Annotated in this window: 20 protein-coding genes and 1 pseudogene; 10 read left to right on the top strand and 11 right to left on the bottom strand. The window is 59.5% G+C overall.

All coding sequences use genetic code 11. From position 1 onward, the window contains the following. Nucleotides 1-216 precede the first annotated feature (216 nt). Both QRN20_RS07980 and QRN20_RS07985 read right to left on the bottom strand, forming a co-directional pair. A complete protein-coding gene (locus tag QRN20_RS07980) occupies nt 217-765 on the bottom strand; it encodes a DUF4174 domain-containing protein (RefSeq protein WP_088235111.1) in 549 nt (182 codons plus the stop codon). A 122-nt stretch (nt 766-887) separates the two neighbouring features. Further along, a complete protein-coding gene (locus QRN20_RS07985) occupies nt 888-2,090 on the bottom strand; it encodes an aspartate aminotransferase family protein (RefSeq protein ID WP_096767578.1) in 1,203 nt (400 codons plus the stop codon). Nucleotides 2,091-2,194: 104 nt separating this feature from the next. Between QRN20_RS07985 and QRN20_RS07990 the strand changes: the two genes are divergently transcribed. After that, nucleotides 2,195-3,100, top strand: coding sequence for a LysR family transcriptional regulator (locus QRN20_RS07990; RefSeq protein ID WP_058431665.1), 906 nt, complete (start codon nt 2,195-2,197; stop codon nt 3,098-3,100). 65 nt (nt 3,101-3,165) lie between these two features. Here QRN20_RS07990 and QRN20_RS26805 read toward each other — a convergent pair whose 3' ends face one another. The 3 genes and pseudogenes from QRN20_RS26805 to QRN20_RS08000 form a co-directional block, all read right to left on the bottom strand. Further along, nucleotides 3,166-4,038: a methyl-accepting chemotaxis protein gene (locus QRN20_RS26805; protein WP_370454410.1), complete on the bottom strand. Its 873-nt coding sequence runs from the start codon at nt 4,036-4,038 to the stop codon at nt 3,166-3,168. Nucleotides 4,039-4,068: 30 nt separating this feature from the next. Next, nucleotides 4,069-5,070 (bottom strand): annotated as a pseudogene (locus QRN20_RS26810) (methyl-accepting chemotaxis protein); the annotation flags it as partial. Between the two features lie 322 nt (nt 5,071-5,392). After that, the gene (locus QRN20_RS08000; protein WP_285360089.1) at nt 5,393-8,875 is read right to left on the bottom strand and encodes an indolepyruvate ferredoxin oxidoreductase family protein; all 3,483 of its coding nucleotides are present in this window, start codon (nt 8,873-8,875) and stop codon (nt 5,393-5,395) included. 186 nt (nt 8,876-9,061) lie between these two features. On the opposite strand from QRN20_RS08000, the gene QRN20_RS08005 reads away from it, so the two are divergent. The 3 genes from QRN20_RS08005 to QRN20_RS08015 all read left to right on the top strand — a co-directional run bounded on the left by QRN20_RS08005 (nt 9,062) and on the right by QRN20_RS08015 (nt 11,783). Next, nucleotides 9,062-9,529: an Lrp/AsnC family transcriptional regulator gene (locus tag QRN20_RS08005; protein ID WP_004882112.1), complete on the top strand. Its 468-nt coding sequence runs from the start codon at nt 9,062-9,064 to the stop codon at nt 9,527-9,529. A gap of 486 nt (nt 9,530-10,015) precedes the next feature. Continuing rightward, complete coding sequence (locus tag QRN20_RS08010; protein ID WP_122421973.1) at nt 10,016-10,558, top strand: DUF4880 domain-containing protein; 543 nt, start codon at nt 10,016-10,018, stop codon at nt 10,556-10,558. 88 nt (nt 10,559-10,646) lie between these two features. Next, nucleotides 10,647-11,783, top strand: a complete 1,137-nt coding sequence (locus tag QRN20_RS08015; RefSeq protein WP_285360184.1) for a M14 family metallopeptidase — start codon at nt 10,647-10,649, stop codon at nt 11,781-11,783. Between the two features lie 108 nt (nt 11,784-11,891). Here the strand turns inward: QRN20_RS08015 and QRN20_RS08020 are convergent, their stop codons facing one another. Further along, nucleotides 11,892-13,115: an MFS transporter gene (locus tag QRN20_RS08020; RefSeq protein WP_122414273.1), complete on the bottom strand. Its 1,224-nt coding sequence runs from the start codon at nt 13,113-13,115 to the stop codon at nt 11,892-11,894. 106 nt (nt 13,116-13,221) lie between these two features. Between QRN20_RS08020 and QRN20_RS08025 the strand changes: the two genes are divergently transcribed. Both QRN20_RS08025 and QRN20_RS08030 read left to right on the top strand, forming a co-directional pair. Then, nucleotides 13,222-13,767 carry a TetR/AcrR family transcriptional regulator gene (locus QRN20_RS08025; RefSeq protein WP_004882102.1) on the top strand — a complete coding sequence of 182 codons (546 nt, stop codon included), beginning with the start codon at nt 13,222-13,224 and terminating at the stop codon, nt 13,765-13,767. A gap of 77 nt (nt 13,768-13,844) precedes the next feature. Further along, complete coding sequence (locus QRN20_RS08030; protein ID WP_285360090.1) at nt 13,845-15,149, top strand: leucine-rich repeat-containing protein kinase family protein; 1,305 nt, start codon at nt 13,845-13,847, stop codon at nt 15,147-15,149. A 21-nt stretch (nt 15,150-15,170) separates the two neighbouring features. On the opposite strand, the gene QRN20_RS08035 is transcribed toward QRN20_RS08030, so the two are convergent. Continuing rightward, nucleotides 15,171-15,875, bottom strand: a complete 705-nt coding sequence (locus tag QRN20_RS08035; RefSeq protein WP_058431660.1) for a YebC/PmpR family DNA-binding transcriptional regulator — start codon at nt 15,873-15,875, stop codon at nt 15,171-15,173. Between the two features lie 329 nt (nt 15,876-16,204). Between QRN20_RS08035 and QRN20_RS08040 the strand changes: the two genes are divergently transcribed. Continuing rightward, nucleotides 16,205-18,154: a type VI secretion system Vgr family protein gene (locus tag QRN20_RS08040; RefSeq protein WP_285360091.1), complete on the top strand. Its 1,950-nt coding sequence runs from the start codon at nt 16,205-16,207 to the stop codon at nt 18,152-18,154. Here the strand turns inward: QRN20_RS08040 and QRN20_RS08045 are convergent. Continuing rightward, on the bottom strand, nt 18,141-18,914 hold the full coding sequence (locus QRN20_RS08045) for an enoyl-CoA hydratase (RefSeq protein WP_122518471.1): 774 nt from the start codon (nt 18,912-18,914) through the stop codon (nt 18,141-18,143). The genes QRN20_RS08040 and QRN20_RS08045 overlap by 14 nt on opposite strands. A 95-nt stretch (nt 18,915-19,009) precedes the next feature. Then, nucleotides 19,010-20,242 carry an acetyl-CoA C-acyltransferase gene (locus tag QRN20_RS08050; RefSeq protein WP_285360092.1) on the bottom strand — a complete coding sequence of 411 codons (1,233 nt, stop codon included), beginning with the start codon at nt 20,240-20,242 and terminating at the stop codon, nt 19,010-19,012. Nucleotides 20,243-20,448: 206 nt separating this feature from the next. Between QRN20_RS08050 and QRN20_RS08055 the strand changes: the two genes are divergently transcribed. Beyond that, nucleotides 20,449-20,928 carry an LEA/WHy family protein gene (locus QRN20_RS08055; protein WP_285360093.1) on the top strand — a complete coding sequence of 160 codons (480 nt, stop codon included), beginning with the start codon at nt 20,449-20,451 and terminating at the stop codon, nt 20,926-20,928. 44 nt (nt 20,929-20,972) lie between these two features. Here QRN20_RS08055 and QRN20_RS08060 read toward each other — a convergent pair whose 3' ends face one another. Then, a complete protein-coding gene (locus QRN20_RS08060) occupies nt 20,973-21,227 on the bottom strand; it encodes a hypothetical protein (RefSeq protein WP_004882073.1) in 255 nt (84 codons plus the stop codon). 153 nt (nt 21,228-21,380) lie between these two features. Here QRN20_RS08060 and QRN20_RS08065 point away from each other — a divergent pair, with 153 nt between their 5' ends. Further along, nucleotides 21,381-21,698 carry an ElaB/YgaM/YqjD family protein gene (locus tag QRN20_RS08065; protein ID WP_004882072.1) on the top strand — a complete coding sequence of 106 codons (318 nt, stop codon included), beginning with the start codon at nt 21,381-21,383 and terminating at the stop codon, nt 21,696-21,698. A gap of 74 nt (nt 21,699-21,772) precedes the next feature. Here the strand turns inward: QRN20_RS08065 and QRN20_RS08070 are convergent, their stop codons facing one another. After that, complete coding sequence (locus QRN20_RS08070; protein ID WP_029243424.1) at nt 21,773-22,123, bottom strand: hypothetical protein; 351 nt, start codon at nt 22,121-22,123, stop codon at nt 21,773-21,775. 268 nt (nt 22,124-22,391) lie between these two features. On the opposite strand from QRN20_RS08070, the gene QRN20_RS08075 reads away from it, so the two are divergent. Continuing rightward, nucleotides 22,392-23,459, top strand: coding sequence for a M4 family metallopeptidase (locus QRN20_RS08075; protein ID WP_004882067.1), 1,068 nt, complete (start codon nt 22,392-22,394; stop codon nt 23,457-23,459).

Below are 23,459 nucleotides of genomic sequence, written 5' to 3' on the forward strand. Positions count from 1 at the left end.
AATCGCGGGCAAGCGCGCTCCTACAAAAAATCGCGTTCTTTCAGTGGCTTACAGGTTGTTTGAGCAGAGGGGCTTGGTCTGGGCGGCAATCCGACGATGAGCCATGACGCGATTTTCCTGACATACCGCGTCGACTGCATCGCCGGCAAGCCGCCTCCCACGGCCCGATATTTACTGCGAGGCCGCGCAGCGCCGAAGAGGCTGCGCGGCACTCAATCAGTCGTCCAGCGTTTTACCGGCCGGTGCAGCCTTGCCCGGTTTTCCGGCTTTTTCGGCAGGTGCAAGCTTGGGTTCCGGCTCAGGCGGCGGCGCGCTGGCTTCTCGTTCGCGCATCGGCATCTGGTCGATGGTGGCGAAGATTTCCTTGAGATCGACATTCTCATCCTTTTTGAGCTTTGTCTCCCCGTCCTTACCCTTCAGAATGACTTTGGTTTTGTCGCCAGCGTTCAGTTTGAGCTCGCGAATCAGGGCCATTGTGGACTGCGCGTCCAAGGTCTTGTTGTCGCGTTCGCCAATGGTGTTGACCACCGTGAACAACACCATGTTGCGTTGCGCGAACGCTTCGCGGTTGGCGGGCTCCTCAAGCGCTTTCTTGACGCTGACGAGCGTTGGGTCAGCCTTACTGGAGACAATGATGATCAGTGGGCGTGTCTTGCCACGCTCCTGCGCCAGCGGGCCATCACTGTCGGCGGCCAGGGCGGGACCTGCCAGGACAAGCCCTGCGGCGACGAGCAGAACGGCGGAGGTCAGGGACCGGATTGACATGGTGGGCTCCTTTTGAATCCATGGGGTAGCCATTGCATAGACACACGCAATGCGCCCCTGTTCTACCGCATTTGGGTCGTTGCGGTACAGCCCAGCATAGCTCCTGCACTCAAACCTTCACATCAAGCCAGGCGTTCATGCTGCAAGGAAATGGCACTATCCAGCGTCGCGGCAACCCCTTCCACAATCAGCGCGACCTCCGCAGCATCCAGCACCAGCGGTGGTAAAAGACGAATGACCTTGCCACGGGTCACGTTGATGAGCAGACCATGATCCTGCGCTGCAAGCCGCGTCAGCCCGGGAATGGCCTGTAGCAATTCGATACCTATCATCAGCCCCCTGCCCCGGACCTCCAGCACCTGAGGATGGCCCTTCAACCTGGCCCGCAGCCGCTCCAGCAAAAGCTGCCCCTGCTGCCGGGCGTTTTCCACCAGGCTCTGCTGCTCAATGATATCGATAACGGTACACCCGGCTCGACAGGCCAGCGGATTACCGCCAAACGTACTGCCATGACTGCCCGGCGTGAACAGTTCAGCCGCCTTGCCCCGCGCTAGGCACGCTCCGATGGGAATGCCGTTGCCAAGCCCTTTGGCCAGGGTGATGACGTCCGGCACAAAGCCCTCGTGCTGAAACGCGAACCACTTGCCGGTACGGCCCATGCCGGTCTGGATTTCGTCGAGCATCAGCAGCCAGTTACGCTGCGTGCAGCGTTCATGCAGGGCCTTGAGATAACCTTGAGGCGCGACCCGAGCACCGCCCTCTCCCTGTATTGGCTCGACCAGCACGGCGCTGATCCGATGACCGTACTGATCACAGACCTTGTTGAAGGCTGCCAGATCACCGAATGGCACCTTGACGAAATCCCCTGGCAACACGCCATACCCCGAGCGCACCGCAGGCCCGTCGCTGGCGCACAGCGTGCCCAGGGTACGGCCGTGGAATGCGTTTTCCATGACCACCACCAACGGCTGCTCAATGTATTTATGCCAGCCGTGCAAGCGTGCCAGCTTGAGCGCTGTTTCATTGGCTTCGGCACCGGAATTGTTGAAAAACACCCGATCAAGCCCGGACAGCGCAGTCAACTTCTGTGCCAGACGGAGCTGCCAGTCAATGCTGTATAGGTTGGAGGTGTGCAAAAGCAACCCTGCCTGATCACGGATCGCCTCGACCAGCAGCGGGTGCGAGTGACCGACATTGGTAACGGCCACGCCTGCCACCGCATCCAGATACTCACGACCCGCCTGATCCCACAGGCGAGTGCCGAGGCCATGGCTGAAACTCAGGGCAAGGGGTTGGTATGTGGTCATCAGGCAGGCCGTGGTCATGAGGTGAAGCTCCATAGGTGTAAGAAGTGTTTTTGCAGTATCGTTAACCACCTGCGCTCGATAAACCGCGAATCACTTCAATCATTTTAAAGCTGGAATTGATAATGGACCTGTTTCAGGCGATGACCGTGTACGTAAAAGTGGTCGAAACCGGCAGCCTGACGGGTGCCGCCCAGGCGTGCTCGATTTCCACCACCATGGTCGGCAATCACCTGCGCTCGCTGGAACAGCGTCTGGGCGTCAGTCTGCTGACCCGCACGACGCGCCGTCAGCGCCTGACCGAGTTCGGTACGCAATACTACGAACGCTGTCTGGAAGTGCTGGGGCTGGTGGCTGCCTCCGAACGAATCGCCGAACAGACCCAGGGCGAACCCGCAGGAACCCTGCGCATCACGGCCCCCCTGACCTTCGGCTCGGAGGTGCTGGCTCCGGCAATGGCCGAATTCTCCAGACGCTTTCCAAAGGTCAGGCTCGATCTGGTCCTGAGCGATCAGCGCCTGGACCTGATCGACAATGGCTTCGACATTGCCATTCGGCTCGGCGCCCTTCCCGACGCTTCGCCGCTGATTGCCAGACCCTTGCAGGATTACACCCTGACCATCTGCGCCTCGCCCGATTACCTGGCCCGCCACGGCACGCCGATCCGGCCCGAGGATTTGCGTGCACACAACTGTCTGGCGTTCGCCTATCAGGCAGGTGATGGATGGCGTGACACAGGCAAGCGCTGGCGCATGACCGGCGCAGAAGGTGAAGTGCTGGTAGACGTGCAGGGCTCGATGCTGATCAATACCTCGTCAGGCTTGTGCAACGCTGCCCGCGTGGGGATGGGTGTGGTGATGCTGTCGGACGCGCTGGTGCAACGCGATCTGGATGAAGGCCGACTGGTGGCGCTGTTGCCGGATTATCAGCTACCCAGCCGCCCCATGAATCTGTTGTATGTACAGGACCGCTATCGACTGCCAAAGCTGCGCAGCTTCGTCGACTTCGCGATGGAGATGTGGGGCCGTTGATCCGGCGCGCCTTCTTGCCCGCGCGCCGGAATCGTCAGGCATCGCCTTACGGAGATGCCTTGAAGTCAGACCTTGAAACGACTGACCAGACCTTGCAGGTGCACACCAAGGCGTGCCAGTTCGATGCTCGATGAAGCCGTCTCTTCGCTGGCGGATGCGGTCTGCTCGGAAATATCCCGCACTTTCAGCACGCTGCGATTGATCTCTTCGGCCACAACGCTCTGTTGTTCGGCCGCCGCAGCGATCTGGTGATTCATGGTCTCGATGGTCGAGATCGACGACGTAATGTTGTTAATGGATCGCCCGGCGTCGCGGGTGAGTTCCACGCTGTTTTCGGTCAACGCCCGGCTGCTCTCCAGAATGGTCGCGACCTGTGCCGTTCGGCTGTGCAGACCACCGATGAGCGAGGCGATTTCTTCTGTAGAGGTCTGGGTGCGCTGCGCAAGGCTGCGCACCTCGTCGGCAACCACTGCGAAACCTCGACCGGCTTCACCGGCGCGAGCCGCTTCGATAGCCGCATTGAGCGCCAGCAGATTGGTCTGCTCGGCAACCGCCTTGATCACGTCCAGAACGCCGCCAATCTTGTTGCTTTCGCTTTTCAGCTCGTCCATGGCGGACTTGGAGTGTTCAACTTCGCTGGCCAGACTTTCGATCTGAGTGATCGCCCTGGCAACGACGCTATCGCCCTCACGCGCTTCTTTCGAGGCATTGACTGCAGCATGCGAGGCCTGCTCGGCATTTCTGGCCACGTCCTGCACGGTCGTGGACATCTCATGCATCGCCGTCGCGACCTGATCGGTTTCGGTTTTCTGGCTGTTAACCCCGGCACTGGTCTGCTCGGTAACGGCAGACAACTGCTCCGCCGCGCTGGCGATCTGGGTGACGCCATCGCGCAGTCCGCCAATCAGTTCACGCAGGTTGCCTGTCATGCGTTGCATGGTGCCCTGCAGCAGACCCAGTTCGTCCTTGCGGGTGATGACGCGGCTGTCGGTGAGGTCGCCATCTGCCACACGTTCGGCGAGCTTCAGCGTTTCCATCAAAGAGCCGACGATCAGTCGGGTGATGACCCAGGCCGCAAGGATACTGACCACCAGTGCGGACACCAGCCAGAGAATCAGCAGGGATTTGGCCTGATTCATATCCTCCATTCTCAGGGTGACCTGATTTTTGGAAAGCTGGTCAGCGGACGCGAGCAGGATCTCGATGTTTTTGGAAACACCGGCCTGTGCTTCATCGATTCTGGCCTGGGCGCTGACGAATTGACCAATCGCGCTCTGATAAGCAGTCAAGGCATCCTGAAGATGTTTAACGGTATCGGCCTGACCGCTGAATCCGCTCAGCGTTTTCATGAAGTCGATGGCTGTTTTGATGGACGCTTCAGCGACCAGTTTGCTGTCAGCCTTGAGCGAAAAAGTGTACCCGCGCACATCGAAGCGCATTTTTTGAAACACCATCAATGCCTGAGCGGATGTTTCCCGCAACTGCGCACTGCCCTCACTGGAGTTTGCAACCCCTTGCAGTTTCTGCAGGTCTTCCGCTGCCGCATCCGCGTGCCGACCGAACACTTGACGGGTGGCTTCCCGCGCTTCGGTGGCTTGCATCAGGTTGTCATAATGAATCCGATAATCTTTCATGGCAGCCTGCGACGCATTGATCAGCGGCACATTGATCTCGGAGGTGAACACCGTCGAGGCATAGCGCACATGGTTATCGAGATTCTCGTACGCTTTGAGCCAGTTGCTGGCGCGCTCGGCATCATAGTTGATCGTGAACGACAGGCGCGCGATGCGCATGTCCCGCGTCAGGGTACTCAGCTTGCCGATATCGGCGGTGCGTTCGCTACGATCGCTTAGAGAGACAATGCCCGACCAGCCTGTGAGTGCGATAAGTACAGTCAGCAAAATAACCAGTGTGAAGCCCAGAACAAGTTTGGACCGGACACTGATATTGCCCAGAAGAGTAGTCAGCATATAAAGCTCTTGATAAGTTTTTGAGTGTGATGTATTTGGCGACTCCCTGCCGGTGCAACCTGCATCAAGTTTTCGGCATCACAACTTCAAACTTTAAACTTAGAGCAAATATTCTTTTTACTTTAAACGTTGGCGACCATCTGTGAAAAATTAAATTCAAATATATTAATCAGCTCAATAGTATTTGATAACGACACCCAACAAAAACCACTCAAAAGCATAAGCCCAGATAAAATTAACACGCCTTTGAATACAAAGAATGGATTGCGCATCCGCCGTGAATGCGCAATCCGTCAGTTATAAATAACCAGACAGGCTGTTTTTACGCCGCCACCTCATACAACTTCGGCGCAGCCACTTCTCCGCTTTCAAGACTGCGACGCAGCACATTCGCCTGCAACGCAGCAGCCTTCATTGCACTTTCCTTGACGTAGCCATAGCCGCGGATGCGCTCAGGCAGGCGTGCCAGACTCAACGCAGTGTGACGATTGCCGGCCTGCAAGTGCTGCAGAATCAGCTCGACATCGCTGACGTAGCGCTCGATCAGCTCGCGCTCCTGACGACGCTCAAGGCTGCGGCCAAACGGATCGAGCGCGGTGCCACGCAAAAACTTGAATTTCGCCAGCACATCGAATGCCCGCAACATCCAGGGACCGAAGCTGCGTTTGCGCGGCTGTCCGGTATGCGGGTCGCGCTTGGCAAGCCATGACGGCGCCAGATGGAATTCAAGCCGGTAGTCTCCTTCGAACTGCGCCTCCAGTTGCCGCGTGAAGTCACCGTTGCTGTAAAGGCGCGCCACTTCATACTCGTCCTTGTAGGCCAGCAGCTTGAAGAAGTTGAACGCCACGGCCTCGGTCAGCGTTGGCTGCTGACCGGGGAACATCCTGGCTTCTGCATCCTGAACCCGCTGTACGAGTTTGAGGTAGCGATCGGCATAGGCCTGGTTCTGGTACTCGGACAACGTGGCCAGATTGCTCTGAATACGCTGCTCCAGCGTCAGTTGCGACGGCTCGACGGGCTGCTGTTTCGGATTGACGAACGCCTCCACCGCAACCGGATCGTGGGCGGTGCGACGTCCCCACAGGAAAGCCTGTTGATTGAGACTCACGGACACACCGTTAAGCTCGATGGCCTTCTCGATGGCCTTCGACGTCAGCGGGATCAAGCCCAACTGATAGGCATAACCCAGCATGAACAGGTTGCTGGCGATACTGTCGCCCATCAACCGGGTCGCCAGCGAGGTGGCTTCGACGAAATGGGTCTTGTCTGCGCCCACCGCATCGATGATGGTCTGCTTCATGGCCTCGACCGGGAACACGGCATCCGGGTTGCGGGTGAACTCTGCAGTCGGCGTCTGCTGGCTGTTGACCACCGCATGGGAAATCGCGCTGTCCAGCTTGGCAATCGCATCCGGCCCGGCTGCCACCAACAGGTCGCAACCCAATAGCAGATGCGCCTCGCCAGCGGCAATCCGCACGGCAAAGAGCTCCTGCTGGCGCGCTGCGATGCGGATATGACTGACCACTGGGCCAAATTTCTGCGCCAGTCCGGCCTGATCCAGCACGCTGCAGCCTTTGCCTTCCAGATTGGCGGCGTAACCGAGCATCGCGCCCACGGTGGTCACACCGGTGCCACCGACGCCAGGCAGCAGAATATTGAATGGCCGTTCCAGTGAAGGCAGAGTCGGCTCCGGCAAGGTGGCGAACGCTTCGACCTGTTTGGGCAGGACCGGCTTGCGCAATTTGCCGCCATGAACGGTGACGAAACTGGGGCAGAAGCCCTCGACGCAACTGAAATCCTTGTTGCAGGCGTTCTGGTCGATTTCACGCTTGCGGCCCTGCGCAGTCTCCTTCGGCAGCACAGACAGACAGCCGGATTTCACGCCACAGTCACCGCACCCCTCGCACACCGCCGGGTTGATCAACGCACGTTTTTCCAGATCAGGCATCGTGCCGCGCTTACGGCGACGGCGCTTCTCGGTGGCGCAGGTCTGGTCGTAGATGATCACCGACACGCCTTTGAACTCGCGAAGCTCGCGCTGCACGCTGTCCAGATCGCGTCGGTGATGGAACGTGGTGATCGGCGCGAAGCCTTCCCTGTTCGGGTATTTGTCCGGTTCGTCAGACACAAGGGCGATGCGCTGCACGCCTTCGTTGAACACCTGACGGCTCAGTTGATCGACGCGCAATACGCCATCGATAGGCTGCCCGCCGGTCATGGCCACGGCATCGTTGTAGAGAATCTTGTAGGTAATGTTGACCTTGGACGCGACAGCCGCCCGAAGCGCGAGATGGCCCGAGTGGAAATAGGTGCCGTCACCCAGGTTCTGAAACACGTGCGGGGTATCGGTAAACGGTGCCTGACCGATCCAGGTCACGCCCTCGCCGCCCATCTGGGTGAAGGTATCGGTCGCACGGTCCATCCAGATCGTCATGTAATGGCAGCCGATACCCGCCAGTGCACGGCTGCCTTCCGGTACTCGGGTAGAGGTGTTGTGCGGGCAGCCGGAACAGAAGTGCGGTGTGCGCTGGGTAGTGAACAGCGGCGCCTGCAGGGCTTTTTCCTTCTCGCTGAGAAACTGCAGGCGCGCGTCGATCTGCGCGCTGCTGTAGAACGGAGCAAGCCGTTTGGCGATGACCCGGGCGATCATCGCCGGAGTCAGTTCACTCAGGTTCGGCAACAATGAGCGGCCCTGCTCGTCGAACTCGCCAACCACCACCGGGCGACGATCTACCGGCCAGTTGTACAGCTGGCCGGTCAACTGGTCTTCGATGACGCTGCGCTTTTCTTCGACCACCAGAATCTCGTCCAGACCCTGGGCGAAGTCATGCACCGATACCGGCTCCAGCGGCCAGCTCATTCCGACTTTGAGCACGCGAATGCCGACCTGATCGCAGAGTTGCTCATCGATGCCCAGCTCTTCGAGCGCTTGGCGCACATCCAGATAGGATTTGCCTGTGGTCACGATACCCAGACGCGGCTGGGCAGAATCGATGACCACCTTGTTCAGTTCATTGGCACGAGCAAACGCCCTGGCGGCGTAGATCTTGTAAGTGTTGAGGCGCGCTTCCTGGGCCAGCGGTGGATCCGGCCAGCGAATGTGCAGGCCGCCTTCGGGCAGCTCAAAATCTTCGGGAATGCGGGTCTGCATGCGCAACGGATCGACTTCGACGACCGCAGAAGAGTCGACGTTTTCTGCGATGGTCTTCATCGCCACCCAGCAACCGCTGTAGCGCGAAAGCTCCCAGCCAATGATGCCGTAGTCGAGGATTTCCTGAACGTTGCTGGGATTGAGCACCGGAATCATCGAGGCGATGAAGGCATGTTCGCTTTGGTGTGCAATGGTCGACGACTTGCAGCCGTGATCATCGCCCGCGAGGATCAGCACCCCGCCGTTGGCCGCGACGCCAGCCGAGTTGCCGTGCTTGAAGACGTCACCGCAACGATCGACACCCGGCCCCTTGCCGTACCAGAGTGCGAACACCCCGTCGTACTTGCCCTGAGGAAACAGATTGACCTGCTGGCTGCCCCATACGGCGGTGGCTGCGAGTTCTTCGTTGATGCCCGGCTGGAAATGAATGGCGTTCTGCTGGAGATAATCCTTCGCATCCCACAGGCTCTTGTCCAGATTGCCCAGTGGCGAGCCGCGATAGCCGGAAATGAAACCCGCCGTATTGAGCCCGCGCGCTTCGTCACGCTGCTTCTGCAGCATCGGCAGCCGGGTCAGCGCCTGTGTTCCGGTGAGGTACAGGTTGCCGGTGGCGAGCCGGTATTTATCGTCCAGACGAATATCAGCCAGGGTCATGCGATTACCTCTCTTGTTTTTATTCAGGCTTTCTTATGAGTAAGGTCCATCTCGCCGGGAAGGTCCAGCCCGGCGGCCTTGTCATTAGACTGCCTGTAGAAAAGAGGCTTTTTCTTTCTAAATTGACAGATATCTGCTGATATTGAGCATGCCCTTTTCGAAAAAAACAAAAAACAAGGTCAATTCATGCAGCTTAAATTGAGCCCCATCGATCGCAAGATTCTCCGCCTGTTGCAACATGACGCCGATCTGTCGGCGGCAGAGATTGCCGAGCGTGTCGAGCTGTCGCAGTCACCCTGCTGGCGACGCATACACAGACTTCAGGAGGAAGGCGTGATCGAGCGCACCGTTGCTTTGCTCAGCGCGCAAAAGCTGGGGCTGAGCATGACAGTGTTCGTCGAGGTCAAGCTTTCAGGCCACGGCAGGCGGTATCTTGCCGAGTTCGAAGAAGCGATCATCGGCCACCCGGAGGTGCTGGAGTGCTACACCATGGCAGGCGGCATGGACTTCATGCTCAAGGTCGTGGCACAGGACATAGCGAGTTACGAGCGCTTTCTGCGAGACCATCTGCTGCAACTGCCGCATGTGCACGAAGCACACTCCAACATCGCCATGAGCACGGTCAAGCGCACGACAGAACTGCCGCTGGACTGAGGACGAAGAAGAGACAGAGAGGGAAAAGGCGCAATCCATCGACGAGCGCCAATGGATTGTTTCTTTCTATGAGGATGCCAAAACATTTGACTGGCAAATGATAATGATTATTATTGCATCAGCTGGTCGCGAGACTGGCTGGATAACCTGGAAGTCTTAGGTCGGCTTGCAGATTATCTCCTCATCAGGCTAATCACGGTTTTTGACCCGGCTTTTTTGCCGGGTCTTTTTTTGGTTTTTTCGCTGCTTCAGGCTAATGAAGTCTGGGGTGTTGCACGGTGTTTCAGAATGGCGCTGATGATATCAGTGCAACGCCGCATGAGGTCAGTTTTTTATGCCGACAATGACTGAAACGTTCAGATAAATCGCAATTGCAGCGCCTTTTCACTTGAGAACGATTCTCGCATTCACTAGGCTGAATGTGTCATGGATGAAACCTATAGGTTCAAGGAAGAATTTCTATGGAAGATCAGCGAGCTATACATCATGAGTAGTCAGCTCTCGCCCTTGTTGCCCCTGCCCGCCACGGTTCCGGACCTGGCTCCGTCAGCGCGTACGATCGAAACCTGCCACACCCTCGGCAGGCTGTCGCGCCGTACCCGGCAGATTTTCCTGCTCAGCCGCCTCGACGGTTTGCCCTACGCAGAGATTGCCCGCTTCCTAGATGTCGATGTCGCCAAGGTAGAGCGCGCCATGGTTCGCGTGCTCAGGCAGGCCCATGGCTGCGCCTCCGATTCCGCCCTCGATGGTCAGACCATTCAGGAACAGGCAAGCCGCTGGTACGTGCATCTGCAAAGCCCAAGCGCGACTGCCAGCGAGCGGATCGAATTTCGGCACTGGCTCGACGCGGATTCCAGGCACCTGGCGGCGTTTCAGAGCTGTGAGCGCATCTGGCGCGAACTTCAGGCCCCGGCTTCATTGCTGGGAATCGGCGGCTGGCACCGGCGCAAACGGCGCGTGTATCTCGCCTGGTGCCTGCTGACCACGTTGCTGTGCAGCCTGATGGTCACGGCCGAGGTACTTTCCTGACGCTGAATGACCGTTCCAGAGAAGTCCGTGACGAGCCGATCGGTGTAAAGTGGCTGCCTTGAACGCACAACATATGCAGGCACGCACCTTGACCCTCATCATCGACGCAGACTTCGACAGCGGCAACATTCAAGTTCTGGATGCCAGCAACCCGGCTCGCATCAAACTGGCCATCCGACCTGACACCCAAAGTGGCCATTTTCAGTGGTTCCACTTCAAGGTCGAAGGCATGGAGGTCGGCGCACCCCACACCTTCAGCCTGACCAACGCCAGCGAATCGACGTTCAACAGCGCGTGGACCGGTTATCACGCGGTCGCGTCCTATGATCACGAAGAATGGTTCCGGGTGCCGTCCGGGTTCGATGGCAAGGCACTCGATTTCAGCCTGTCGCCGAGCCAGCCGCAGGTCTGGTTCGCGTACTTCGAACCCTACAGCCGCGAGCGTCATGAAAGGCTGATCGAGCAGGCTCAGGAACAGGCCGGGATGCAGTTGCTGGAGACCGGAAAGAGCGTCGAGGGCCGCGATATTCAGTTGCTGCGCAAAGGCGACGGTGCGCAAGGCAAACGCAACATTTGGATCATTGCCCAGCAGCATCCCGGCGAGCACATGGCCGAATGGTTCATGGAGGGCGTTATCGAGCGTCTTCAGCAGGACGACGATGCGGCCATGCAGCAGCTTCTGGCCAATGCCGACCTGTATCTGGTGCCGAACGTGAACCCCGACGGCGCGTTTCACGGTCATCTGCGCACCAATGCCAAAGGCAGGGACCTGAACCGCGCCTGGCAGGACAGCACCGAGGAATTCAGCCCTGAGGTGTTTTTCGTCAAACAGCAGATGGAACACTACGGCGTCGACATGTTCCTGGACGTGCATGGTGACGAAGAAATCCCGTACGTCTTCACTGCAGCCTGCGAAGGCAATCCGGGCTACACCGCCAAACAACAGCAACTGGAAGAGCAGTTCCGTCGTCGCCTGGGTGAGATCACGGTCGATTTCCAGAGTGTGTACGGCTACCCGCGCAGCGCTCCAGGCCAGGCCAACATGAACCTGGCCTGCAACAGCATTGGCGAACGTTACAAATGCCTGGCGCTAACCCTGGAGATGCCGTTCAAGGACAACGACAACGCCCCTGATCCGATCACCGGCTGGTCAGGCAAACGCTCGGCGCAGTTGGGCAAGGACGTGTTGAGTGTGCTGACGGAAATGGTTCAGGATCTGCGTTGACGGTAACGGGGTTCAGTCAAGACGCCGGGATGTCGTCCGGGAAATCGAATCGCCGGCAAGCCGCCTCCCACACTGGGTGGCGTTTGCCCGGCAGATTCGGGTCAGCAATCACGCAACACGCTCATCCCCCGCCGTGCCTGCGCCCGCAGCACGGCGCACCAGCAATCCGGCCAGCGCCATCAATGCCAGCACGATAACGATCCCACCATAGACGTTACTGGTCATTACCAGACCAAACGAACGCGCAGCAAAACCGGCTGCCAGCGATGGCATGCAGAACGCCAAGTAGCTGAGGACCAGAAAGGCCGACATCAGCCCCGCTCGCTCATGTGCATGCGCGGTCGGCATGAGCATGCGCAACGCGCCGAGAAAACTCGATCCAAAGCCAATCCCGGCGATCATCGCGCCGCAGAAGAACAGCCAGAGCACGCCTGAGTTGACGGCCAGCAGAATCACCGTCACCCCGACGATCATGAAACTTGCCCCGACCCAGAGGCCCAGCTCTGGAGCACGCTGGCGCAGGATCATAATGGCCAGCGCACCACTCAGAGTCAGGGCCGCGACCGCAAGTCCGCCATCCAGCGGCGAAGTCGAACCTGTGGCAGCGGCCAGCAAGGACGGACTCAATGACAGAAAAAAGCCCCCCAATGCCCAGGCGGCGATGTCCACCGGCAGCACCAGCCACAACATGCGTCTGGCCTGCACAGGCACGTGCAGCGAAGGCTTCAGGGACTGCCAGGCGCCCGGTTGCGGACTGGCCGTCTCGGGCACTCGCTTCAGGTAAAGCGCCTGCGCCAGAAAGGCCGCCAACAGCAGGCAGTAAGCCAGCAACAAGGGATGCGGCGCGAACTGCACCAGCAGCGCTGTACCCAATGCACCGACCGCCATACCCAACATCGGGGAAATGCTGTTGATCAGCGGTCCACGGACCTGATCACTGTCCAGCAACGCTGCGCCCAACGCACTGGCAGCCAGCCCGGTAGCGAACCCTTGAAGCAGCCGCGCGATCACCAGCCAGGTCACATCCGTGGCGGCGATGAAGCACAGCATGGAGGCTGCCTGGATCAGCAAGGCACCGAGAATGACCGGGCGACGTCCCAGATAATCGGAGAGTGATCCGCCCATCAACAGCGCTGCGAGCAAGCTGAATGCATAGACCGCGAAAATCAGCGTGAGCATCCCGGAAGAAAAGCCCCACGCTTCCTGATACAAGTGATACAGCGGCGTAGGCGTGCTGGATGCGGCAAAGAAACACAGGGTCGTGAAGGCCAGAAAGACCAGATGGCTTTGCCCCCGGCTATCGGGCTGCGGGTTCTGCAAAGATAGGGACATGGGTACACTCTCCACTGATGCAACCTTTTAAAGCCATTAATTAGCTTTTGCGGAGTGTGCTGTCTGATGCCGCTTAAAGCAAATACTTTGTGTTAAGGTCCGCCGTATGGCTATCAAAGAAGCAGTACGCACCGGAGGCCGCAGCGCCCGTGTGCAGGAATCCATTCACCGTGCCGTTCGCGATCTGTTGCTGGAACAGGACCGCTCGACGCTCAGCGTGCCTCTGATCGCGACTCGCGCAGGCGTTACACCGTCGACCATCTACCGGCGCTGGGGCGACCTGACCAATCTGCTGGCCGACGCTGCCATTGCACGGCTGCGCCCGGATGAGCCCATCGATCACGGCGAACTGCGCCTTGATCTGTTGAGCTGGAGCGAAATGTATCTGGACGAAATGTCCTCGGCGCCAGGGCGCGAGATGATGCGTGACGTGGCGGCCAGTGCCTCGAACTGTGGCGGCAAATGCGCATCGATCGTTCGCGAGCAGTTGCAGACCATCATTGATCGCGCCGCGAGTCGAAACGAGCCGTCGCCATCGGCCGACGAATTGATCGACGCCATCGTCGCCCCCATGATCTACCGGATTCTCTATTCCGAATCCCCGCCGAGCCTCGCCACCGTGCATCAGTGGGTAGAGCGCTGCCTGCCATGAAGGGTGATATCTGCGGCGACCTGCAAAAACTGCCGTTATGATGCGCGCTTGTCCGACTGAAGACCGAACCCACACCTATGCATACCCTCGCAGACCTGCGCGCCGGCAAGCTGGCCGGCATAAGGCGTCTTGACCTGTCCTGCGGACTGACCGAATTCCCGCAGGAAATTTTCGACCTGGCAGATACGCTGGAAGTCCTCAACCTCAGTGGCAATTCGCTGAGCGATCTGCCGGACGACCTGCATCGCCTGACTCGGCTGCACGTGCTGTTCGGGTCCGACAACGCCTTTACCCATTTGCCTGAGTGCATCGGGCGGTGCGAGCAGCTGCGCATTGTCGGCTTCAAGGCCAATCGTATTCGGCAGGTCAGCGCGTCGGCACTACCGCCACGTCTGCGCTGGCTGATTCTGACCGATAACTGCATCGAGTCGCTGCCGGACGAACTGGGTCGCCGACCCGATCTGCAAAAGCTGATGCTGGCCGGTAACCGGTTACAGCGCCTGCCGCCGACGCTGGCCGACTGTCACAGGCTGGAACTGATCCGTATTGCCGCAAACCGGCTGACCGAACTGCCAGGATGGCTACTGCAACTGCCCGCCCTCGCCTGGCTGGCGTTTGCAGACAACCCGTTGTGCCCGGAGCATGAGGCGCTGCCGGTGCGGCAGATTCCATGGCAGCACTTGAGCCTGGGGCAGCGTCTGGGTGAAGGAGCATCAGGCGTCATTCGGCAGGCCGAATGGCAGGACGACGGGCAGGCGCAGACGGTAGCGGTCAAGCTGTACAAGGGCGATGTGACCAGCGATGGCTCACCGTTCAATGAAATGGCCGCCTGCATTGCCGCAGGCCGACATGCGCACCTGATCGAGGTGCTGGGACAGATCGCGGAGCACCCCGAACAGCAACGGGGCCTGGTAATGGAGCTGATAGCGCCCGACTTCCGCAACCTCGCTGGTCCACCCAGCCTGGACTCCTGCAGTCGCGATATCTACGACGCCAATACCCGGTTCTCGCTGCCGGAACTGCTGCGTCTGGCAACCGGCATCGCTTCGGTCACCGCTCACCTGCACGCGTGCGGCATCAGCCACGGCGACCTGTATGGCCACAATATCCTTGTGCAGGAAAACGGCAATTGCCTGCTGGGCGACTTCGGTGCGGCCTCTTTTCATCCGTCAGAGCCTGCGGGACAGGCGCTGCAGCGTCTGGAAACGCGGGCATTCGGCATCTTGCTGGGGGAACTGCTGGAGCGTTGCGAGCCGTCAGCCGAAGACGCGCAGATCCGTGAAGGACTTGAGCAGCTTCAGAAAAGCTGCATCCAGCCTGACTGCAAACGCAGGCCGCTGCTTGAGGAAGTGTGCGTACAGTTGCAGGCATGGAGCGCCTGAGGCGCTCCAGACCGGAGTGGATCAGCCAGCCAGACCCACGTAGACGTTCTGCACATCGTCGTGGTTATCGATGGCTTCCAGGAAAGCTTCGACTTCTGCCATCTGCTCATCGGTCAGGCCGTCCACCGTGCTTTTCGGACGGTAGCCCAACTGCGCAGACTGCACGGTAAAGCCGAATTCAGGCAGTTTCTTGCACACGGCGTCCATGTCTGTGGGGTCAGTCAGGAACAGGGTGGCACCCTCTTCCGCCGGCTCACAGTCCTGGGCGCCAGCTTCGATGGCCGCTTCGTCAGGATCGGCGTCCGGCGACGCAGGCACCGCTTCGATCATGCCCTGGTAGTTGAAATCCCAGGACACGGAGCCTGCAGCGCCCAGCTGCCCCTTGCGAAACAGGACGCGGATTTCCGACACAGTGCGGTTGATATTGTCGGTCAGGCATTCGACGATCACCGGCACGCGATGCGGTGCGAAACCTTCATAGGTCAGGTGTTCGAAGTTGACGCTTTCGCCCAGCAGGCCTGCGCCCTTCTTGATCGCGCGCTCCAGCGTTTCACGGGGCATCGAGGCTTTCCTGGCCTGCTCCACCACCAGACGCAGCCGCGAGTTCATGTCAGGGTCGGCGCCTGCGCGGGCCGCGATCATGATCTCCTTGGACAACTTGCCGAACGTACGTCCCTTGGCGTTGGCTGCCGCTTCTTTATGCTTGACCTTCCACTGTGCGCCCATGTCTGCTCTCTTGATCCAGTGTGCGTCCCGCCCGGTGCGACTGCGAGGCAGCCTGCAAGGGTGGCAGGACGTTGAAAATAGGGGTGGCCGGCAAAGACGTTTCCGGCGCGACGCATTTTATACGCGATCACGCCAGATGAAACCCCTGCCGGGCTGTGATTGCGTCGATGAGCGTGTCACTGCGCTCAATATCTCAGGCCTGCTCGCGCTTCGTCGTGTAGTCCTTTTCTGAAAAACTTTGAAACGATGCTTTTGCACTCACGCATTTCGTAACCTTCGCACCCTGAATTTCATGGTGGGAGCGCCCGACGATGTGCAAAGACCCGCAAATGCCAATGACCTTGGCGATTGCCGACTGCCAGATGGATCTGCATGTCATAAGCTTTACCGGGCTGGATGCCTTGAACGACGTGTACCGTTTCAATATCGACCTGGTCGGCACGCAAGCCTCGCTGGACACGGCCAGCCTGATCGGGCGCAGCGCGTTCCTGAGCTTCGGCCTGGCCGGTCAAGGCGTGCATGGCCTGATCCATCATGCACTCGAAGTGTATGTCGGCAGTCGCCTGACGCATTATCGACTGGTGCTGATGCCTGCCTTGCAAAACCTGGCCGGGCAGCCTCGACGCTGCGCTTACCACGACATGAGCGCCCCACAGTTGATCGCCCAGTTGCTTGAACGCAACGGGCTGCAGGCGAGCGACTACCGCTTCGATCAGATGACGGGGCTCTACCCACGTCGCCCCTTGTGTATCCAGTACGATGAGACCGATCTGCACCTGTTGCAGCGCCTGTGCGAGGAGGAAGGCATTCACTTCCGTTTCGAACAGACACCCGATAGCCATACGCTGGTGTTTTCCGACGATCCGGCCAGCTTCACCGAGCATCGGCTGCCAACGCGGTTCCGTCGCGACCCTCACGACCCCTCGACTGCGCTTGTGCATCTGGCCGAACGCCGGTCGATCCATAGCGGCCAGCAGGATCCGTTCTGGCAGGCGACCCACTCGACCCCGAGCGGCTCAAAAGCACGCACGGAACGCGAAGCGCAAGCGCTCAGGGAATCCCTTGAAGCCTCTTCGAGCCAGCGTCCGACCGATCTGGCGACGGCCCATCGACAACAGCGCAGCGTGCGCCATCTGGAACGGCTGCGTTGCGAGCGCCGGGACTTTCAGGGCACCAGCGATCAGCCAGGTCTGCGCAGCGGCGAAATCATGCACGTACTCGATCATCCCGAGCCGCTGCTCAACGATCAGTGGCTGCTGATCGAAGTGCGCCATGCAGGCAGGCAGCTACAGGCACTGGAGGGCCTGGACCCCAACGATATCGAGGCTATCATCCGTGCGCTGCCTGAAACAGAAAGCGAGCCCGTACCGGACGATAGTGTTTCAGCCACCGGCTACACCAATCGGTTCAAGGTATTGCCTTGGGCGATGCCCTTTCGCCCTGCGCTTAGACACCCCAGGCCGAGAATCAACCAGCTTCAAGAGGCGACACTCATGCCTCAGGAGCTGATCGTCGATGCGCAGAACAGCCTGCCAGGCCACAGGCCGATCCGCTTTGACTGGCAGAAAGCATCCGGTCTGGAAAATGAGCCCGAACAGTGGCCGCTGGCACAGGTGATGTGTGCGGCTGCCAACCCGGTCGCCCGACTACAGGCAGGCACCCGCGTGATCGTCGCTCACCTGAACAGCGATCCGGACCGCCCGGTGATCTGTGGCGTGCCAAGAGCCCTGCCTGCAAACAGATCACGGATAAGACTGGAAGGGATCGACGTCAAGTCGCCGGTCTACGTGCATCTGCGCTCCGGCCAGCACTTGCATATCGAATCGGACAAGGTCATCAACGTGAAAGGCGCGCAGACCGAGCTGCACCTGACGCCGGAGATGATTTCGGTGCGGGGCAATACCACGCTGGATACGTTTGCGCCCGATGCTCCACCCCGAAAGACCCTAACCATCAGCGATCTGCGCCTGACAAAGCTGTCAGGCTTGCGCGGCGCACCGCTGGCCGCGAGAATCTGGTACATCGTACGCATGCGCAAGCCGGGGCTGCATCATCTGGCTCGCTTGGCACCCAGGCACTTCCTGTTCGAAGGCACCACCGACGATCTGGGTTATCTGGGCCTGAGCGAAGCCGATCGCCAGCAACTGATCAGGGAGTATCACAAGACGCCCCAGGAGCTATGGCTGATCCATCCCGGCGAGTGCATGGCGCTGCATACCTATTTCCAGCAGAACTGGACGCAGCAGCAGCGCGATGCCCTGAATATCAGCAGTCCCTGAAGACAGCCGGCCGTTTTTCGATGAACGCTTGCATGCCTTCCTTCTGATCCTGACTGGCGAAGGTGGCGTGAAACACACGGCGTTCGAAACGGATGCCTTCGGCCAGGCTGACTTCGAAGGCGCGGTTGACGCTTTCCTTGACCTGCATCGCGACAGGCAAGGACTTGGCAGCAATACTGGCGGCGGCCTTCAGCGCCTCGTCGAGGAGCTCTTCCAGCGGCAGGACCCGAGACACCATGCCGGCGCGCTCGGCTTCGTGGGCGTCGATCAAGCGCCCGGTCAGGCACATTTCCATGGCCTTGGCCTTGCCGACGGCCCGGGTCAGCCGCTGGGTGCCGCCCATGCCCGGCAGTACGCCCAGATTGATTTCCGGTTGCCCGAAGCGGGCATTGTCAGCCGCAAGGATAAAGTCGCACATCAGCGCCAGCTCACACCCGCCCCCCAACGCAAAACCGGCAACTGCGGCGATCATGGGCTTGCGTCGTGAAGCAACACGATCGCTTTCGCGAAACAGGTCATCGAGGTAGATCTGCGGGTAGGTCAGATCGACCATTTCCTTGATATCAGCGCCAGCAGCAAAGGCTTTTTCAGAGCCCGTGAGCACAATACAGCCGATGGCGCTGTCAGCTTCGAAGGCGTCCAGCGCATGGTTCAGTTCATTGATCAATCGAGCGTTGAGCGCGTTCAGAGCCTTGGGACGGTTGAGCGTCACGAGCCCGACCCCGTCTCTGACCTCACTCAAGATAGTCTCGTAAACCATTGATAAATATCCTTTTTTTTATATTTTTTTGAAAATTAAATCCCAAACCAAACAATCAACATCACATATACCATTCAAGCTGTTGATTTAAATAACTATTCAATTACTTCAAGCGCAACAGCCGTTGCCTCGCCACCGCCGATGCAGATAGCCGCGATTCCACGCTTGAGTTTTCTGCGACGCAGGGCCGCCAGCAAGGTCACGATGATGCGTGCACCCGAGGCACCAATGGGATGACCCAGCGCACAGGCTCCGCCATTGACATTGACCTTGTGGTGCGCAATTTCCAGGTGACTCATGGCGACCAGAGGCACGACGGCGAAGGCCTCGTTAATTTCGTAGAGATCCACGTCGTCCACCGTCCAGCCTGTCTTGCCGAGCAGCCGCTTGATCGCCCCGATCGGAGCGGTAGGAAACAGACCCGGCTCGTCGGCGAACGCGGCGTGAGCATGAATAACGGCGAGCGGCTTCAGCCCTCGGCGCGTGGCTTCGGATTGACGCATCAGCAGCAACGCAGCGGCACCGTCGGAGATCGAACTGGCGTTGGCCGCCGTCACCGTGCCGCCTTCGCGGAACGCAGGCTTGAGTGTCGGGATCTTGTCCAGTCGCGCCTTGGGCGGCTGTTCATCATGGGCGATTAGGCGCTGTTCCTTGCCGACAGTGACCTGCACCGGAACGATCTCGGCGTCGAAATGCCCTTCTGAAATGGCCTGTTGGGCGCGGGTCAGGGAAGCGATGGCAAACGCATCCTGCGCCTCGCGACTGAAACCATTGTTCTGCGCGCAATCCTCGGCGTAGGTGCCCATCAGGCGGCCCGGCTCATAGGCGTCTTCCAGACCGTCGAGAAACATGTGATCCAGCACACGACCGTGGCCCATGCGATAACCGCCACGGGCGCGGTCAAGCAGATACGGTGCGTTGGACATGCTTTCCATGCCGCCTGCCACGACAACGCTTGCACTGCCCGCCATCAGCAGATCATGAGCCAGAATGGTGGCCTGCATACCCGAGCCGCACATCTTGTTGAGCGTGGTGCACAGCGTGGCCTTGCCCAGACCCGCGCCCAGCGCGGCCTGTCTGGCGGGCGCCTGACCGAGGCCTGCGGGCAGCACGCAACCGAACAGGACTTCTTCAACGTCTCGAGGGTCGATACCGGCACGCTCTACGGCGGCGCCGATGGCCAGCGAGCCCAGACGTGTGGCACTCAGGCTCTGCAGTTCGCCCTGAAAACCGCCCATGGGCGTGCGGACAGCACTGACGATGACGACAGGATCTTGAGCAGGGCTTTGGGCAGGGTCTTGATGAGGGGTTGTCCTTTCGATGGACATGGCTATCTCCAGTCTTGTTGTTATTGGATCGCTGAAATCATCAACCTGCGCGCAGCACGACGCAATGGTTGAAACAGGCAGATTAGCGGGTAACGGCGCGGACGTTGAATCTTCGGGGGTCATCCGACGGGCCTTTCACGTGCCCGCGAATCTCTTGACAGCCATGCGGTCTGAAGGTGACTGACGCCACGCCGAGGAACCGGACAATGTCGCTACACCCAATGCGCCTCTTGCTTTCGGGCCTTCTGATGCTGGCGCTGAGCGCATGTACCCTGCTGCCCAATCGCGATCCGTTGACCATCAGTGTGGTGGGCATCGACCCCTTGCCGGGTCAGGGACTGGAGTTGCGCATGGCGGTGAAGCTGCGCCTGCAGAACCCGAACGAGACCGCCATCGATTACAGCGGTGTGGCACTGGATCTGGATGTGAACGGGCGATTGCTGGCGTCTGGCGTCAGCAACCAGCACGGATCCATCGGTTCTTTCTCGGAAGCGGTGCTGGTGGTGCCGGTCAGTGTCTCGGCCTTTGCGGCCCTGCGTCAGGCCCTCGGCCTGAGCCAGACCCAGCGACTGGACAACCTGCCCTACACGCTACGCGGCAAGCTGGCCGGCGGCCTGTTCGGCACCATGCGCTTCAGAGACAGCGGCACACTGGACCTTCGGCAGGCCGAGGGCGATCCCTGGTGATCGCGGGCCAGGGATAACGCTGTCTGCCTGATTGTAGTGACCGCTTACTTGGCAGCGGCCATCAGGCGATTGACTTCACTGCGCACCATATTGGCGTACTCCGGCGGGCTCATGGTGTCCAGCTCGGAGCGAACCCACTCCGACCATTTGCCCTTGCGCTTGGCACGTTCGCCCATCAACCGCGCGGCCTCGCCCTTGGCCTTGCCCAAATTGCTCTGCCACAGGTCGAACAGGCGGGATTTTTCATCTTCGATAGCGGCGCGTTCAGGAAGGGGCCGGTTGGCCAGATTGAAACTCATAACGTTCACCTACGACTAAAAACGGCTGCATCTTACACCCGTAATGGTGTTTCTTTGCAGAGCCCTGCGTCAGGTCATTCAAGCCGGTGCAACTTTTCGCGAGGCCCGATACTCCATTGATCACTATTGCCATCACTTGAAAAGGAAAATGCCATGGCTCGCAAGACCTCTGCCCAAACTGCTGCCGATCAGATCAAGGATCAGGCGTTCAGCGACCTGCAGGCACTGATCGAGGAATCCGACAAGCTACTCAAGGACAGCGCAGCGCTGGTAGGCGAGGACGCAGAGACCCTGCGCGCGCAACTGAGCCTGAAGCTCAAGCAGGCACTGGATTCGGTGGCGAGCGTGCGTGATCGCGCCAAGCCGGCGGTGGATGCGACCGAGACTTACATCGGTGGCCATCCATGGCAGACCGTGGCCATTTCTGCCGGCTTCGGACTGGTCGTGGGCTTGCTGCTGGGCCGTCGTTGATCGACACACCGCACCAGGCGTAAAAAAGGGCGTGATCGCTGCACAGCGATCACGCCCTTTTGCTGTCTGGTGCCTCAGCGGGTGTACTGCACCACCGAAGGCGTGGCAAAACGGTGTGATTTGCTGACCTTGGCCTGCAGGGCGACACGCTGCTCTTCGGCTTCGGCCTCGCTCGGGTAAGGACCGAGCAACATTTGCTGCTTGCCGTCGATCGTGACGATGACGGGCACATAGCTGCGCTCGAGCAGCCAGGCACTGGTATCGCTGACCGCCTCTCTGGAGTTCATCTGGATAAACCACTGCGGGCCGGTAACCGGCGCCGTCTGAACCGTGTCCTGGGACTTCTCCCGGGCAGGAGTTCTGGAACCGCCTGCATCGCATCCGGCCAGTGCCAGCACCGCCATGATCATTACCGTCTTGCGCACGTGAGTCTGCTCCTCGTCTGAAGTGGCGCGAGTCTAGCATTCCCGGCGCGTGGATCGAGTGGCTGTGTCGAGGTGACGCAGGTCGACCGCCCTTCCCGCAAACGCCCGGCCAGACTGAATATTGGCGAACGCGCCAATCATTTGCCTACCGGTCATCATGTAATGAAATATTTCTTTGGCATAAAACCCGTCTTTCACCTGTCAAACCTCTCGCGACCATGTTGACCGGTGGCTTGCTGCTATCGGTGCATTACTACAGGAGTTTCACATGTGCGATAGACATCCCCTGCATTGCTTCATTCCGCCTTACATGCTCGAGCATATGGCGCAGTCCTCACAGCCCGGTATCAGCGCACGGGCCATCGCCAACCTGACCGGCAGCTCCGCATTCCTGGCTTCGCGCCTGACCGCCCGGACGATGCCGTCGATGCATGCCATAAAATCACCGAGCGGCACCAAACACCGGGTGATCCACGATGCCAAAGGCACCGATCAGTTGCCGGGTAAAGTGGTGCGTTCCGAAGGCCAGAAGGCCACCGGCGACAAGGCCACCGATGAAGCCTATGACGGTTCGGGTGATGTCTACGATTTTTATCAGCAACTGTTCGAACGCAACTCACTGGACGATGCAGGCATGGCGCTGGTCTCGACCGTGCATGTGGCCGAAGTCGATTTTCAAGGCGATTACGTGCCCCTCAGCAACGCGTACTGGAACGGCAGCCAGATGGCCTATGGCGATGGCGACGACCTGGTCTTCAAACGTTTCACGGGCAGTCTGGAAGTCATTGGCCACGAACTGACGCATGGCGTGCAGAGTTTCACGTCCAATCTGGAATACCGTGGCCAGTCGGGTGCCTTGAACGAACATTTCGCCGATGTCTTCGGCATGCTGGTTCGCCAGTGGAAAGAAGGCACCAGCGCCGAAGAATCGGACTGGGTCGTTGGCAAGGAACTGCTGGTCCCTGCCCCGACCCGCCGCGGGATTCGTGACATGGAGAAACCCGGAACCGCTTACGCCAACGACCCGGATCTGGGCGACGACCCGCAGCCCGCCACCATGGCTGACCTGTACACCGGCGCCAAGGACCGGGGCGGCGTGCATATCAACTCGGGCATTCCCAATCGCGCTTTCGTACTGGTCGCCAAGGCGCTCGGCGGAAATGCCTGGGAAGTGGCAGGCAGAATCTGGTATGAAACAATGCTGGAGCTGGCATCGGACAGCCAGTTCGCCGATTGCGCCAGAATCAGCATAAAGGTCGCCAGCGACCCCCGTTTCGGTGCAGACGCCAAAAAAGCCGTTCAGGCCGCCTGGAAGAAAGTCGGGGTCAAGGTCTGA

It is taken from the genome of Pseudomonas sp. fls2-241-TYG-175 (assembly GCF_030209155.1).
GTDB classification, from domain to species: domain Bacteria; phylum Pseudomonadota; class Gammaproteobacteria; order Pseudomonadales; family Pseudomonadaceae; genus Aquipseudomonas; species Aquipseudomonas viridiflava.

Coding starts and splice junctions, on each gene's coding strand:
- QRN20_RS07980 (WP_088235111.1), bottom strand. CDS start 765: ATGTCAATCCGGTCCCTGACCTCCGCCGTTCTGCTCGTCGCCGCAGGG.
- QRN20_RS07985 (WP_096767578.1), bottom strand. CDS start 2,090: ATGACCACGGCCTGCCTGATGACCACATACCAACCCCTTGCCCTGAGT.
- QRN20_RS07990 (WP_058431665.1), top strand. CDS start 2,195: ATGGACCTGTTTCAGGCGATGACCGTGTACGTAAAAGTGGTCGAAACC.
- QRN20_RS26805 (WP_370454410.1), bottom strand. CDS start 4,038: ATGCAACGCATGACAGGCAACCTGCGTGAACTGATTGGCGGACTGCGC.
- QRN20_RS08000 (WP_285360089.1), bottom strand. CDS start 8,875: ATGACCCTGGCTGATATTCGTCTGGACGATAAATACCGGCTCGCCACC.
- QRN20_RS08005 (WP_004882112.1), top strand. CDS start 9,062: ATGCAGCTTAAATTGAGCCCCATCGATCGCAAGATTCTCCGCCTGTTG.
- QRN20_RS08010 (WP_122421973.1), top strand. CDS start 10,016: ATGAGTAGTCAGCTCTCGCCCTTGTTGCCCCTGCCCGCCACGGTTCCG.
- QRN20_RS08020 (WP_122414273.1), bottom strand. CDS start 13,115: ATGTCCCTATCTTTGCAGAACCCGCAGCCCGATAGCCGGGGGCAAAGC.
- QRN20_RS08025 (WP_004882102.1), top strand. CDS start 13,222: ATGGCTATCAAAGAAGCAGTACGCACCGGAGGCCGCAGCGCCCGTGTG.
- QRN20_RS08030 (WP_285360090.1), top strand. CDS start 13,845: ATGCATACCCTCGCAGACCTGCGCGCCGGCAAGCTGGCCGGCATAAGG.
- QRN20_RS08035 (WP_058431660.1), bottom strand. CDS start 15,875: ATGGGCGCACAGTGGAAGGTCAAGCATAAAGAAGCGGCAGCCAACGCC.
- QRN20_RS08040 (WP_285360091.1), top strand. CDS start 16,205: ATGCCAATGACCTTGGCGATTGCCGACTGCCAGATGGATCTGCATGTC.
- QRN20_RS08045 (WP_122518471.1), bottom strand. CDS start 18,914: ATGGTTTACGAGACTATCTTGAGTGAGGTCAGAGACGGGGTCGGGCTC.
- QRN20_RS08050 (WP_285360092.1), bottom strand. CDS start 20,242: ATGTCCATCGAAAGGACAACCCCTCATCAAGACCCTGCCCAAAGCCCT.
- QRN20_RS08055 (WP_285360093.1), top strand. CDS start 20,449: ATGTCGCTACACCCAATGCGCCTCTTGCTTTCGGGCCTTCTGATGCTG.
- QRN20_RS08060 (WP_004882073.1), bottom strand. CDS start 21,227: ATGAGTTTCAATCTGGCCAACCGGCCCCTTCCTGAACGCGCCGCTATC.
- QRN20_RS08065 (WP_004882072.1), top strand. CDS start 21,381: ATGGCTCGCAAGACCTCTGCCCAAACTGCTGCCGATCAGATCAAGGAT.
- QRN20_RS08075 (WP_004882067.1), top strand. CDS start 22,392: ATGTGCGATAGACATCCCCTGCATTGCTTCATTCCGCCTTACATGCTC.